Raw genomic sequence first — 13,601 nt, 5'->3', positions numbered from 1 at the left:
TGACATGCGAACTCCTCAGAGAATGCCGCGGCCGACGCCGCCGCAGACATCGATGCTGGTGCCGGTGATGTACGAGGCGCGCGGCGAGAGCAGCGCGACGATCGCGTACGCGACCTCCTCGGCGCGGCCGAGCCGGCCGAGCGAGACGCCCCGGTCGGCGGCCAGTTCCGCCTGCCAGTCCTCGTACGACATCCCGGAGTCCGCGGCGGCGTGCCGGCGCGTCCACTGCCCGGTGTCGACGAGCCCGAGGCACACCGAGTTGACCCGGATGCCGTCCGAAGCCAGCTCCTGGGAGAGGGACTTGGAGAGGTTGAGGATGCCGGCGCGGGCGGCGCTCGTCGTGATCAGGCGCGGCTCGGGCTGCTTGGCGAGGACGGCGTTGACGTTGACGATCGAGGCGGCGTCGGAGGCGCCGAGGTACTTCCGGGCGGCCTCCAGCGGATTCAGCACACCGGCGAACTTCAGCTCCAGCTCGTCGCGCCAGTCGTCCTCGGTGGTGTCGTCGAGGCGCTTCATGCGGGACTGGCCCGCGTTGTTGACGAGCCCGTCGACGCGGCCGTCGAAGGCCTCGGCGGACGCCGCTACGAAGTCGCGTACGGCGGCTGCGTCGCGCACGTCGCAGGTCGCGGTGAAGAGGCGGTCGTGCGTGCCGATCCGCTTCAGGCGGTCGGCGTCGCGCCCGCAGGTGGCGACGTTCGCGCCTTCGTCGAGGAGGGCGCGGACCGTGGCCAGGCCGACGCCCGAGCTGCCTCCGGTGACCACGTAGGTCCGGTCGGCGAGGCCCAGATCCATAACTCAGTTACTCCAGTACGGCAGTTGAGGCAGTTGAGGCAGTTGGGTCAGTTGGTTCAGTCGGGTCAGTTCATGGTGAATCCGCCGTTGACGGCGATCACCTGTCCGGTCAGATAGCGGGACTCCTCGGAGAGGAGGAAGGAGGCGAGGCCGGTGAGGTCGTCGGGCTGCTGCGGCCGGGAGATCGCCCGGTTCGCCGCGTACAGGCCGTGCCGTTCCTCGGGTACGCCCTCGGTCGCCTCGCACTCGGTGAGGCCGGGGGCGAGGGCGTTCACGGTGATGCCGCGTTCGCCCAGCTCCCGTGCCATGGCCCGCGTGAGGGCGATGACCGCGCCCTTCGACGTGATGTAGTGCGCGAGCCGCGGGGAGCCGTAAAGGGCCGCGTCCGAGGCGATGTTGACGATGCGTCCGGTCGGGCCGAACAGCGGGTGCAGCGCCTTGGAGACCAGCCAGGGGCCGCGCGCGTTGACCGTCATCAGGCGGTCCCAGACCTCGATGTCGATGTCCTGGAACTCCTTGCCGCCGACGCCGTTGGCGAGCGCGGCGTTGTTGACGAGCCCGTACAGGCCGCCACCCAACTCCCGTACGAATACGGCGAGTTCGTCGACGGAGGCCGGGTCCGCCACGTCGCACCGTACGAAGTGCGCGTCGTGGCCCTCGGCCCGCAGCTCCGCCGCCGCCCGCTCGCCGCGCTCGGGGTCCAGCTCCGCGAGGACGACCCGGAAGCCGTCCGCCGCGGCCCGGCGGGCCATGGCCAGTCCCAGGCCACGGCCCGCCCCGGTCACGACAACGGTCTGCCGTGCATCAGTCACGGGTGACGCCGTGCATCGGCGAGTACTCGGGGTACGACGGCACCTGCGGCTTCTGCGTGCCGATGACGACGCAGAACAGGGCGTCGGTGTCGCCCTCGTTCTTCAGCGAGCGGGTCACACCTGCGGGCACGACGATCATGTCGCGGTAGCCGAGGGTGCGGTACTCGACCTCGTCCGGGCCGCGGTGCACGCCCACGCGGACCTCGCCCTCCAGGACGAAGAAGGCCTCCTCCACGTCGTGGTGGGTGTGGGCCGGGCCCTCGGCGCCGGGCGGCAGCAGCATGTTGGAGAAGGTGAAGCCGCCCGACGGGAGGATGCGGCTGTCGCCCTCGTGGTTGCCGGTGGCGCCGGAGCCGACGTAACGGATCTGGCCGCGGCGGTACTGCTTGCCCGCCTTCTCCTGGAAGGAGAGCGTGTCGAAGTCGGCGACGCGGGACTCCTTCGAGGCGATGAGGGAGTCGGTGTACTGGGCGAGGTCGCCGCCGTTGTCGTACTCGGTGGTGGTCAGAGGCATGGTGTGGGCCTTTCGAAAGGGTGTCAGCGCGTGACGATGTGCAGGTGGGACAGGACCCAGGCGTTGAACCGCTCGGGCTGTTCCTGGTTGGCCAGGTGACCGGCGTCCTTGACGATCACGTAGGCCGTCTTGTGCAGGCCGCCGGCGAGGACCTGGGAGGCCTCGACGCCGGTGACCTTGTCGCGGTCGCCGCAGATCACGAGGGTGGGCGCGGTGACGGCGGACAGTTCGGGGCGCAGGTCGGCGCCTGCCATGGCCTCGGCGGCGTACCCGTATCCGGGCAGCCGCACGGAGGCGGCCATGGTGTCGACGACCCGCTCGACGAGTTCGGCGGGCGCGAGGTCCGAGACGAGGCGCGGCCCGCGCTTCTCGGCGAAGGCGCGCGGCCCGGCCTCGGCAAGCTCGGCGGCGCGCGCCCGCATGCCCTCGGCCTTGGCGGGGTCGGTGCCGGACCCGGCGCTGGAGTCGGCGACGATCAGCGACTCGACGAGCGAAGGGTGCCGGGCGGCGAGCCGCAGCGCGATCACGCCGCCCCACGAGACACCGAGGACGTGTGCGGGGCCGTCACCGTACGAACGGATCAGGTCCGCCGCGGCGTCCGCGAAGCCGTCGAGGTCCAACGGGCCTTCCGGATCGGGGGACTTGCCGTATCCGGGGGCGTCCCACGCGACCACGCGCGCGTGCTCGCTCAGCGCGGCGAGCTGCGGCGCGAACGCCGCCGAAGAGGAGCCGATGCCGTGCAGGCACAGCAGCAGGGGCCCTTCGGTACCCGCCTCCTCCACATGTACGGAGGTGTGGACGGCGGCCGTCACAGGATCTGCCCCGACCGCCCGGCGAGCGCGGCCACCGACCGCAGCACCGAGTACGGCACGACCTGGCTGGTCGCCGGGTTGCCCGGGTCGGGCCGGTGCGCGACCTCGAAGCGGTACGCGCCGTGCTCCCCGGACGCCTCGATGACATGACGCGTCCGCGTGGCCCCCGGATCGGCGACGACCTCGACCCGCACAGCGTCCAGGTCGCCGACGGCGAGGGCGACCGAGGCGGCCACGTTCGTCGACTTGGGGAACTTCACCGGAACGTCGCGCGCGGTGCCGGACATGACCACGACCGGGCCGTCCGCCGCACGCATCCGGCCCAGCAACTCCTCGTCCATCCACGGCTGTTCGAGAGTGGACGGCAACTTCGTCGTCGTCAGCCGCACGTCCTCGATCGGCCCCAGGGCCCGCACGGCCTGGAGGAGGTCGAGGCCGCCGACGGCGCCGCCCGTGAAGAACACCCGGCCAGGACCTGCCGCGAGCAGCCGCTTCGTCAGCTCGTCGTCGGTGAGGGCGCCGGTCGAGGCCACGAGCAGATCGGTGCCGGAGGTCAGGACGCGCTCGCCCCACTCCCGTACGACACCCTGACCCGCCGCCTCCACGATCAGGTCGCAGCGGTCGATGGCCTCCTCGAAGGCGACCTGCGGCGCGGGCGCCGCCTCGCCGAGCGGACGGTTGTCGACGATGCACGCCAACTCGGCGCCCTGGACGTCTCCTTGGGCGAGCGCCGTGCCGACGACGCGGCCGATGGCGCCCCAGCCGACGAGCCCGATCCTCAACGTACTGCTCACTTGCGCACTCCTTCCGGGACGACCGGGGATTCCGGTTCCGGGACGACCGGGGACTCCGGCGAACCGGCCATGTGACAGCGGATCTCCTTCGACGGCGCCCCCGCCGTCCCCCACAGATCGGACAGCTCGGGAATCCGCCGCCACACCTTGGCGATCCACCGGTCCTCGACGATCTGCGCGACCTCGGACGTGTACTCGCAGACGAGCCCGGTCGGGTCGGTGAAGTAGGAGAAGGTGTTGTTGCCGGGCCCGTGCCGCCCAGGACCCCACTTCGGGACGATGCCGTGGTGGCGCAGTCGGCCGAGGCCGCGCATGAAGTGGTCGACCGAACTCATCTCGTACGCCACGTGGTTGAGGGACACCCACTCGGCCTGGTTGAACGCGATGCAGTGGTGGTCGGCGTTGCAGCGCAGGAACGCCATCTGGTGCTCGGACCAGTCGGACACGCGAAGCCCGAGGACGTCGCAGTAGAACGCGACGGCGGCGTCGATGTCGGGGGTGTTGAGGACGGCGTGCGTGACACCGACCGGCACCGCCGCCTGCTGCCCGCGCGGCGCCACCGCCCAGGTCTCGGCGGACAGTTCGACGAGCCGGCCCTCGTGGTCGTGGAAGCGCAGGCCATAGCCGCCGCCGACCTGGTCGAGCGGTCCTGGCCCTGCGACCGGCACGATGCCGCGCGCTTCGAGCCTGCGCGCCGCCTCGTCGATCTCGGCGGGCGTGGCGACGGCGAACACGAGGCGGCCGAGCCCGGTGCGCTCGGAGCGGGTGAGCTGGAGAGCGTGGTGCTGCTCGCCGGTGCCGCGCAGCCAGCTCGCGCTGTGCTCGGACTCGACGACCTCCAGGCCCCACGCCTCTTCGTAGAAGTCGGTGGCCTCGGCGAAGGACGGGGTGAGCAGCTCGACGGAGCGCAGCGCGCGCAGCCGGGCGATCGGCGGGTGCGGGGGGCGAGTGGGATGCGTGGGGTGGGGCATGGGGAACTCCGTTGCGGGGGTGGTCAGTTGGCCCAGGGGAGCGGGGCTTCGGACGTGCCCCAGTACAGGGACTTCTGGCGTTGGTAGGCGCGGATGGCGTCGCGCCCCTTCTCGGTGCCGAGGCCGCTGTCCTTCATCCCGCTGAACGGGGTGGACGCGCTGAACTGCTTGTACGTGTTGATCCACACGGTGCCCGCGTCGATCCGGCGGGCCAGGTTCCAGGCGGCCCGCGCGTCGCGGGTCCAGATGCCGCAGGCCAGGCCGTACACCGAGTCGTTGGCCTGGCGGACCAGGTCGTCCTCGTCGTCGTAGGGGAGGACCACCAGGACGGGGCCGAAGATCTCCTCCTGGCAGGTCCGGGAGTCGTTCGCGAGCCCGGCGAGGACGGTCGGCAGGTAGTACGCGCCGTTCTCGTACGCGGGGCCTTCGGGCGCGGCGCCGCCGCACAGCACCTCGGCGCCCTCCGAGCGCGCGAGGTCGACGTACGCGGCGACCGAGTCCCGGTGCTCGGCGTGCACGAGCGGGCCCACCTGCGTGTCGGGGGCGGTGCCGGGACCGACCCGCAACTTCCGCACCCGCGACACGAGTTCGCCGACGAACGACTCGTACAGCGACGCGTGCACGAACAGCCGCGAACCCGCGATGCAGGACTGCCCGCTGGACGAGAAGATGCCGAACATCACGCCCGCCAGGGCCTGTTCGACGTCCGCGTCCTCCCGCACGATCGTCGGCGACTTGCCGCCCAGTTCGAGGGAGGCGGGGATCAGCTTGCGGGCGGCGACCTCGGCGATGGAGCGGCCGGTCTCGGTGCCGCCGGTGAAGCCGATCCGGCCGACGAGCGGGTGGCGTGCGACCGCGTCCCCGACGACTCGGCCGCTGCCCGGGAGGACCGACAACAGGGCGGTGGGAAGGCCGAGTTCGGTGAGGGCCCGGGTGATGATCCGGCCGAGCTTCAGGGACACGAGGGGCGTCCAGGCGGCGGGCTTGAGCAGCACCGCGTTCCCCGCCGCGAGCGCGGGCGCGATCTTCTGCGCGTCGCTCGCGACCGGCGAGTTCCACGGGTTGATCGCCCCGACCACGCCGATCGGCTCGTGCACGCTCATCGTGACGTACGGGCCGCGCGAAGGCGTGATCGCCTCTTCCGCCGTCTCCAGGGTGGCGCCCAGGTACCGGAAGGTGCCGGCCGCGCTGAGCGCGAGCGCCTTCGTCTCGGTGAGCGTCTTGCCGGTGTCGGCGGTCTGTGTCGCGGCGAGGTCGTCGGCCGCTTCCTCGGTCAACTCCGCGATCCGGTACAGGAGTCGGGCCCGCTGGTGCGGGAGCAGCTCGCGCCAGGCCGGGTCGGCCGCGGCCTCGGACGCCGCCCGCGCGGCCTCGTCGACCTCTTCGGCGGACGCGGTGTGCACGGTGGCGATGACCTCGCCGGTGGCGGGGTCGACGGTGTCGAGCGGGGCGCCGGCGCCGTGCCGCCACTGGCCCGCGACAAGGATCTCGGTGGCGTGCTGAGGCACGGCGGGACCTCCAGGGAAGGGTGCTGCGAATGACCAAGCGCTAGAAAGCTAAGCGCTTAAATGTTTCTTCGCAAGAGGGTCGTGGGTTAGATGTGGAGGCTCTTCAAACCTCCACATCTCTAAGTGGCTAACCATTGACCGCTTAGGAGTTGGCTTCTACTGTCACCGCATCCACCCTGCGGAAGGACCCCTCCCATGACGACTGTGGCCGGTAAAGCCGGACCGCCCGGGCAGCCCGGACCGACCGGTCAACAGGGCCTCGGCTCTGTCGCGGCCAGACTCGAACGGCTGCCGCACTCCCGCTGGCACGTCAAGGTGCGCTTCCTCATCGGAGCCGTGACCTTCTTCGAGGCCTTCGACCAACTGCTCGCCGCCTCCGCCCTGCCCGTCCTCATCAAGGACTGGCACCTCAGCACGGGGCAGGCGACCTTCGCGGTCACCACCGGCTCCGTCGGCATGCTGCTCGGCGCGCTGGTCGCCGGATGGCTCGGCGACCGGATCGGCCGCGTGCGCACGGTCGCCCTGGGCGTCGCGATCACCGGCCTGGCCAGCCTCGCCGTCGCCCTGTCGAACGGGATCGAGCTGTTCTCGCTCTTCCGCTTCGTCCAAGGGCTCGGCATCGGCGGCGTCGTCCCGGTCGCGGCCACGTACATCAACGAGATCTCCCGCTCCGACAAGCGCGGCCGCTTCGTCCTGCTCTACGAGATGATCTTTCCGGCCGGACTGGCGGCCGCCAGCCTCGTCGCCGTGTGGGTCGTGCCGAACCTCGGCTGGCGCGCGATGTTCGTGCTGGGCGCGCTGCCCGTGCTGATCGCGGTGGCGCTGCCGAAGCAGGTCGCCGAGTCGCCGCGCTGGCTGCTCTCGCAGGGGCGGACCGAGGAGGCCGAGAAGGTCATCGCCCGGATCGAGTCCGAGGTCGAGCGGGCCGTCGGCGAACCGCTGCCGCAGCCGGGCCCGGCGCCCGTGCAGGAGACCGGGCGCGGCCGGCTGCGGGACCTGTTCACCGGCCGCTATCTGCGCCGCACCGCCGTGCTGTCCGGGCTCTGGTTCGTCGCGTACTACGTCAACCACGGCATCTCCACGTGGCTGCCCTCGCTCTACACGAAGAACTTCGGCCTCGACCTGACGACGGCGCTGGTCTACACGCTGCTCAGCAACATCACCGGTCTGCTCGGGACCTTCGTCGTCGCGCTCGTCATCGACCGGATCGGGCGGCGCCCGGCCCTGGTCGCCGCGCTCGGCGGCACGGCGCTCGCCCTCGGGATCCTGTCCCTGGTCGGGGTCACATCGGGGCTCCAGGTCGCCCTGTTCGCGTCGTGCACGACGTTCTTCGTCTACGCGATCAACGCGGGCCTCTACCTCTACTCGCCGGAGCTGTACCCGACGCGCAACCGGGCCACCGGCGCCGCCTTCGGCGGCCTGTGGAACCGGCTCGGCGTGATCCTCGGCCCGATCACGGTCGGCGCGATCATCAGCTCCGGTGGCGGACTCGGCGTGGTCTTCGCGCAGTTGGCGGCGGTGGCGGCCGTGGGCGCGATCATCGCCCTGTTCGCGGTGGAGACGAAGGGCAAGACGCTGGAGGAGCTCAACGCGTAACGGGAGTGCGCGGTGCGGGGGTGTGCTTCGCGGCGCCGGGTCCGAGTGGGCCCGGCGCCGCCGTCATTACGGGAGCGCCTGGCCCAACGCCCCGAGCAGCGCCCGCAGTTGCCGCCGCTCCTGTGGCCGCAGCCCGTCCAGCAACTCCCGCTCACCCGCCGCCCGCTCCGCCGCGACCCGGTCGACCAACTCCCGCCCCGCCCCGCTCAACCGCAGATACACGATCCGCCGGTCCCGGTCGTCCCGCTCCCGCTCGATGAGCCCGGCCCGCGCGAGGCGGTCCGCGTGCTGGGTCACCGCGCCGGCCCGGACCGCGCCCGCCGCCGCGAGTTCGCCCATGGTGCGGCGGTGCGGGGCGGGGGAGCGGCGCAGCTCGGCGAGCACCTCGAAGGCGGCGAGGGAGAGGCCGTGCCGCTTGACGACGCGGCCGATCAGCCCCCGGTAGCGGTCGGCGCAGTCGGTGAGCGCGGCGAAGACGCGGGTGTCGGCGTCGGTGGCCGGGGAGTCCCCGGGGCGCGGCTCACCGGAGCGCGCGGACGCCCCGACCGCCGCGGCCAGCACCTCCGTGAGCAGCCGCTCCAGGTCGGCCGTCGGCACCGAGCGGGCGGGCTCGTGCGCGAAGAGATAGCGCTCCATGATGACGCCGAACAGGACGCTGCGGATCATCCCGATCCGGGCCGCCGCCTCCCGGGTCTCGCCGAGTACGTCCTGCAGCGGCCGGGTCACCAGGCGTTCCAGGAGCTCGCTCAACTGCTCCGCGCTGGGCGGGTGGTTCAGCGCCGAGCGGATGAGCGCGGCGAGCGGGTCCTGCGCGGAGAGCCGGTCCCAGCGGTCGAGGTAGGAGTGGGCGAGGGCCTGCGGGAGGCCGGCCGGATCGTTGCCCGCCTCGTCGAGAAGCCGGTCCGTGACACCGGTGCCCTCGCCGACGACGGCGCGGAAGAGCCCGTCCTTGGACCCGAAGTACGCCATGACGAGGCCCGGCGTCACCCCGGCCTCGGCGGCGATGGCCCGGATGCCGGCGCCCTGGTACCCGTGCGCCGCGAACAGCCGCCGCGCCGCTTCGAGCACGGCCCGCCGGTTGCCCTCGGGGTCGTGCGCCCGGCCACGCCGCCTGTCCTGCTGTGCCTCGTCCACGGCGCAACAGTAGTCGAGGCCACTGACACGCTCGTTTCTGCACGACTGTTCAAAGAGGTATGCCGTGCCAAGACTGAGTGAGATGGACCTCTTGCCAAATCGGTAGTTCAGTGTCAATCATTTCAGGGCTAAGGAATACGAGCTCCGAGAGGCCTGGTGGCAGACGGTTTGAAACCCACACCCTTCGACTACAGCGCCCCACGCTCCGTTCCGGAGGCGCTCGCCCTGCTCGCCGACGAGGACCGCGACCCCAAGGTCGTGGCCGGCGGCCAGTCGCTGATCCCGATGCTGAGCATGCGGCTCGCCCGCCCCGGCCTCCTCGTCGACATCACCCGCATCCCCGGCCTCGACGCCCTCACCGTCGACGCGGACGGCGCCCTGCACATCGGCGCCGCCGTCCGCCAGTCCGCTGCCGCCGCCGACCCCCGGCTCCGCGAAGGCTGGCCGCTGCTCGCCGCCGCGATCGGCCACATCGGGCACCCGCAGATCCGGGCCCGCGGCACCGTCTGCGGCAGCCTCGTGCACCACGACCCGGCCGCCGAACTCCCCACCGCCGCCGTCGCGCTGGACGCCCGCTTCGTCATCGCGGGCCCGGCGGGGGAGCGCACCGTCCCGGCCGAGGAGTTCTTCGTCGCCACTTTCCAGACCGCCGTGGAGCCGGACGAACTCCTCACCGAGGTCGTCTTCCCGGCCCGCGGCGGCTGGGCCTTCGAGGAACTCGCCCGCAGGCACGGCGACTTCGCGACGGTCGGCGTCGCCGTCCTCCTTGAGCGGTCCGGGGCCGAGGTCGGCTCGGCCCGCGTCGTCTGCTGCGGCGTCGGCCCCGCCCCCGTCCGCCTCCCCGCCGCCGAAACGGCGCTGACCGGCACCGACGCGGGCCCGGCCGCCCTCGCCGCCGCCCGCGAGGCCGCCCTCGCGCACCTCGACCCCTCCGACGACGTCCACGCCACGGCCGCGTACCGCCGCGAGGCCGCCGCCCACCTCCTCGTCCGCGCCTGCACGACCGCTTGGGAGCGCACCCGATGACGACCACGCCGAGCCCCACTCCAGTGAACCCCGCCGTACGGACTCCGCCGCTCGCCGAACCCTCCGGCTGGCACGAGATCCGCCTCACCGTCAACGGAGCCCCCGTCACTGCCCAGGTCGAATCCCGGCTGCTGCTCAGCGACTTCCTGCGCGACCGGCTCCGTCTCACCGGCACCCACGTCGGCTGCGAGCACGGCGTGTGCGGGGCCTGCACCGTCCTCGTCGACGGCACCCCCGTCCGCTCCTGCCTCACGCTCGCCGTCCAGTGCGAGGGCGCCGAACTGCGCACCGTCGAGGGCCTGACCAGCGCGGACGCGCCGCTCACCCCGGTGCAGGAGGCGTTCCACGCGTGCCACGGCATGCAGTGCGGGTTCTGCACCCCCGGCTTCCTCATGACGGCGACGGCCCTCACCGAACAGGGCGAACGGCCGGGCGACACCGAGGTCGCCGACGCGCTCAGCGGCCACCTCTGCCGCTGCACCGGCTACCGCAACATCCGCCGCGCGGTCGGCCAGGCCCTCGACGAGACGTACGAGGGTGAGCACACGAAGCGAGGGGAGTGCCCCGCATGACCACCAGCGCCCCATCCACCACCAGCACCCCATCCGCCCCCAGTGCCCCATCCGCCACCACCGCGCCACCCGCCACCTGGATCGGCCGCCCCGTCCCCCGCGTCGAGGACGACCGACTCCTGCGCGGCAACGGCCGCTACGTCGACGACATCGACCTGCCCGGCGCCGCCGAGGCCGCCGTCCTGCGCAGCCCGCACGCCCACGCCCGCGTCGAGTCCGTCGACGTGACCGCCGCGCTCCAGGCCCCCGGCGTCCTCGCCGTCTGGACCGGCGCCGACGTCGCCCACCTCGCACCCCTCCTCAACAAAGAGGAACTGCGCACCCCGCCCCGCCTCGCCGAACTCCTCGACCCGCGCGTCGAGTTGACGCCGATGCCACTGCTCGCCACCGACAAGGTCCTGTACGTCGGCCAGCCCGTCGCCGTCGTCTTCGCGGACAGCCGCTACCTCGCCGAGGACGCCCTCGAACTCGTCGACGTGCGCTACGCCCCACTGCCCGTCCTCGTCGACCCCGACCACGCCCTCGACTCCGACGCCCCACTCCTCCACGACCACCTCCCCGACAACACGGCCGTCGCCATCACCACCCAAGTCGGCGACCCCGACGCCGCGTTCACCTCCGCCCACACGGTGATCAGCGAGGAGTTCCAGGCCCACCGCTACGTCGCCTCACCCATCGAGACCCGCGCCGTCGCGGCCCGCGTCGACCCCTACAGCGGTGAACTCACCGTCTGGTCCAACACCCAGACCCCGCACCGCGTCCGCGAGTCCATTGCCACCACCCTCGGCCTCGACGGCGAGACCGTCCGCGTCATCGCCACCGACGTCGGCGGCGGCTTCGGCCAGAAGGGCATCCTCTACGTAGAGGAAATGCTGATCCCTTACGCGGCACGGGAGTTGGGCCGCCCTGTGGTCTGGCGCGAGGACCGCAACGAGAACCTCACCGCCGCCTCGCACGCCCGCGAACAGCTCCACCGCATCGAACTCGCCGCCGACGCCGACGGCCGGATCCTCGCCGTACGCGACCGCATCACCGTCAACTTCGGCGCGTACAACATGACCGGCCTCGTCGTCCCGTACAACTCCCTGTGCCACCTCCTCGGCCCCTACCGCATCCCGAACGTCGACATCGACGTCCTCGGCGTCCTCACCAACACGGCTTTCGCGACGCCTTACCGGGGCGCCGGACGCCCCGAGACGGTGTTCGCGATGGAACGCGCGATGGACCGCCTGGCAGCACAACTGCGGCTGGACCCGGCCGAGTTGAGAGCCCGCAACCTCATCCACCCCGACGACATGCCGTACTCGACCGGCCTCGTCGACCGCTCCGGCAACCCCCAGTCGTACGACTCCGGGGACTTCCCCGAACTCCTGCGCCGCGCCCGCGCCAAGGTCCAACTGCCCACGCAGGCACGCGAAGGCAAGCACATCGGCGTCGGCTACGCCATGTACATCGAGGCCACCGGGCTCGGCCCCTTCGAGACGGCCCGCATCGACATCGCTCCCAGCGGCCGCGTGAAACTGGCCATCGGCGCACCGTCCCAAGGCCAGGGCCACCGCACCTCGATGGCGCAGATCGCCGCCGACGCCCTCGGCGTCCCCCTCGGCGTCATCGACGTGGTCGGCGGCGACACCTCCGCGACCCCCTTCGGCGTCGGCACCATCGCCAGCCGCGCCCTCGTCAACGCGGGCAACGCCACCCACCGGGCAGGGAAGCTCGTACGCGAAAAGGCGCTCGCCCTCGCGGCCCGCCGCCTCGACGTCCCACCCGCCGAACTGACCCTCACCGACGGCGTATTCACGACGAAGGCCCCCGACGGCCCCACCCTCACCCTCGCCGAACTCGCGGGCCGCGCCCCGCTCCCCGGCACCCCCGAACCCACCGACGGCCGGCACGGCACCGAACTCAGCGAGACCGTCCACTTCCGCCCACCCGGCTTCGCCGTCGCCAGCGGCGCCCACGCCGCGGTCGTCGAAGTGGACGAAGAGACGGGCGAGTTGGAGATCCTCCAGTACGTCGTCGTCCACGACGCGGGCGTCATCGTCAACCCGCTGATCGCCGAGGGCCAGGTCACCGGCGGCATCGCCCAGGGCATCGGCGGCGCCCTCTACGAGGAGATGATCTACGGCCCCGACGGCCAGCCCCGCACCGGCACCTACATGGACTACCTCGTCCCCACCTCCTCCGAGATCCCCGACCTCGACATGGACGAGATCCACTCGCCGAGCCCCATGAACGACCTCGGCGTGAAGGGCCTCGGCGAAGGCGGCGCCATCGCCCCGCAGGCCGTCCTCGCGAACGCCGTCGAGGACGCCCTGCGCCCCTTCGGCGTCGTCGTCCGCCGCGGCCCCCTCTCCCCGAGCCGCATCCGCGCCCTGCTGCGCACCCCCTGACGAACGGAACACCAGCGTGCAACTCGACCACACCTTCACCGTGCCGGCCGCGCCGGACGACGCCTGGAAGCTCTTCCACGACCTCGGCCGCGTAGCCCCCTGCATGCCCGGCGCGGTCCTCGACACCCTCGACGGCGACACCTTCACCGGCCGCGTGAAGGTCAAGGTCGGGGCCGTGCAGATGAGTTACCGGGGAGAGGGCACCGTGACCCGCGACGAGGCCGCCCACAGCATGCGCCTCGACCTCTCCGGCAGCGAGACCCGCGGCGCGGGCACCGCCTCGGCGACCGTCACCGCCGAACTCGTCGCCGACCCGGCCGGCACCCGTGTCCGCGTCCGCACCGACCTCGACATCACCGGCCGCCCCGCCCAGTTCGGGCGCGGCATCATGACGGAGGTCGGCGACCGCATCGTCGGCCAATTCGCGGACCGCCTGGCCGAGTTGATGTCGGCGACCGAGCCCGTCTCGACCCCTGCGTCCACCCCGGCCGAACCGGAAGCCGTCGACCTCGGCGCCGCGGCCCTCCCCGTACTCCTCAAGAAGGCCGCCGTCCCGGCCGCGGCGGCGCTCGCCGCGGTCATACTGGTCAAGGTCGCCCGCGATCGCTTCAGGGGTAGAATTTTCAGGGGCGTAACACTTCGCGCCCGCTCATGAGACATGCGTTGTGATGCGAGGG

General features: G+C 72.2%; 13 protein-coding genes. 5 read left to right on the top strand and 8 right to left on the bottom strand.

Translation table 11 applies throughout. The annotated features are described in order from the left end of the window. Positions 1-15: 15 nt before the first annotated feature. The 7 genes from RBJ65_RS37560 to RBJ65_RS37530 all read right to left on the bottom strand — a co-directional run bounded on the left by RBJ65_RS37560 (position 16) and on the right by RBJ65_RS37530 (position 6,203). The gene (locus RBJ65_RS37560) at positions 16-792 is read right to left on the bottom strand and encodes an SDR family oxidoreductase (RefSeq protein ID WP_306319267.1); all 777 of its coding nucleotides are present in this window, start codon (positions 790-792) and stop codon (positions 16-18) included. 65 nt (positions 793-857) lie between these two features. Continuing rightward, entirely contained in the window at positions 858-1,604 is a 747-nt protein-coding gene (locus RBJ65_RS37555; RefSeq protein WP_306319266.1) for an SDR family oxidoreductase, read from the bottom strand. Then, on the bottom strand, positions 1,597-2,118 hold the full coding sequence (locus RBJ65_RS37550) for a cupin domain-containing protein (RefSeq protein WP_306319265.1): 522 nt from the start codon (positions 2,116-2,118) through the stop codon (positions 1,597-1,599). The genes RBJ65_RS37555 and RBJ65_RS37550 overlap by 8 nt, the downstream gene beginning before the upstream one ends. 23 nt (positions 2,119-2,141) lie before the next feature. Further along, a complete protein-coding gene (locus tag RBJ65_RS37545; RefSeq protein WP_306319264.1) occupies positions 2,142-2,930 on the bottom strand; it encodes an alpha/beta fold hydrolase in 789 nt (262 codons plus the stop codon). Next, a complete protein-coding gene (locus tag RBJ65_RS37540; protein ID WP_306319263.1) occupies positions 2,927-3,724 on the bottom strand; it encodes an aspartate dehydrogenase domain-containing protein in 798 nt (265 codons plus the stop codon). The genes RBJ65_RS37545 and RBJ65_RS37540 overlap by 4 nt, the downstream gene beginning before the upstream one ends. Then, positions 3,721-4,695 carry a VOC family protein gene (locus RBJ65_RS37535; protein WP_306319262.1) on the bottom strand — a complete coding sequence of 325 codons (975 nt, stop codon included), beginning with the start codon at positions 4,693-4,695 and terminating at the stop codon, positions 3,721-3,723. The genes RBJ65_RS37540 and RBJ65_RS37535 overlap by 4 nt, the downstream gene beginning before the upstream one ends. A 23-nt stretch (positions 4,696-4,718) precedes the next feature. Continuing rightward, positions 4,719-6,203 (bottom strand): aldehyde dehydrogenase, encoded by a 1,485-nt coding sequence (locus RBJ65_RS37530; RefSeq protein ID WP_306319261.1) that lies wholly within the window; start codon positions 6,201-6,203, stop codon positions 4,719-4,721. Positions 6,204-6,398: 195 nt separating this feature from the next. Between RBJ65_RS37530 and RBJ65_RS37525 the strand changes: the two genes are divergently transcribed. Next, complete coding sequence (locus tag RBJ65_RS37525) at positions 6,399-7,799, top strand: MFS transporter (RefSeq protein WP_306319260.1); 1,401 nt, start codon at positions 6,399-6,401, stop codon at positions 7,797-7,799. A 66-nt stretch (positions 7,800-7,865) separates the two neighbouring features. Here RBJ65_RS37525 and RBJ65_RS37520 read toward each other — a convergent pair whose 3' ends face one another. Further along, the gene (locus RBJ65_RS37520; RefSeq protein WP_306319259.1) at positions 7,866-8,933 is read right to left on the bottom strand and encodes a TetR family transcriptional regulator; all 1,068 of its coding nucleotides are present in this window, start codon (positions 8,931-8,933) and stop codon (positions 7,866-7,868) included. Positions 8,934-9,101: 168 nt separating this feature from the next. On the opposite strand from RBJ65_RS37520, the gene RBJ65_RS37515 reads away from it, so the two are divergent. From RBJ65_RS37515 to RBJ65_RS37500, 4 genes are read left to right on the top strand one after another with little or no spacing between them, the layout of a single operon-like run. After that, positions 9,102-9,959: a xanthine dehydrogenase family protein subunit M gene (locus RBJ65_RS37515; RefSeq protein WP_306319258.1), complete on the top strand. Its 858-nt coding sequence runs from the start codon at positions 9,102-9,104 to the stop codon at positions 9,957-9,959. Beyond that, positions 9,956-10,531, top strand: a complete 576-nt coding sequence (locus tag RBJ65_RS37510) for a (2Fe-2S)-binding protein (RefSeq protein ID WP_306319257.1) — start codon at positions 9,956-9,958, stop codon at positions 10,529-10,531. The genes RBJ65_RS37515 and RBJ65_RS37510 overlap by 4 nt, the downstream gene beginning before the upstream one ends. Further along, positions 10,528-12,924, top strand: a complete 2,397-nt coding sequence (locus RBJ65_RS37505) for a xanthine dehydrogenase family protein molybdopterin-binding subunit (RefSeq protein ID WP_306319256.1) — start codon at positions 10,528-10,530, stop codon at positions 12,922-12,924. Before RBJ65_RS37510 ends, RBJ65_RS37505 begins: the two co-directional genes overlap by 4 nt. A gap of 16 nt (positions 12,925-12,940) precedes the next feature. Further along, positions 12,941-13,579: an SRPBCC family protein gene (locus tag RBJ65_RS37500; protein WP_306319255.1), complete on the top strand. Its 639-nt coding sequence runs from the start codon at positions 12,941-12,943 to the stop codon at positions 13,577-13,579. Positions 13,580-13,601 lie beyond the last annotated feature (22 nt).

Source organism: Streptomyces sp. KL109B (assembly GCF_030766935.1).
Lineage (GTDB): Bacteria > Actinomycetota > Actinomycetes > Streptomycetales > Streptomycetaceae > Streptomyces.
The sequence above is the reverse complement of the archived record's forward strand: the minus strand, read 5'-3'. Positions and strand labels throughout refer to the sequence as shown.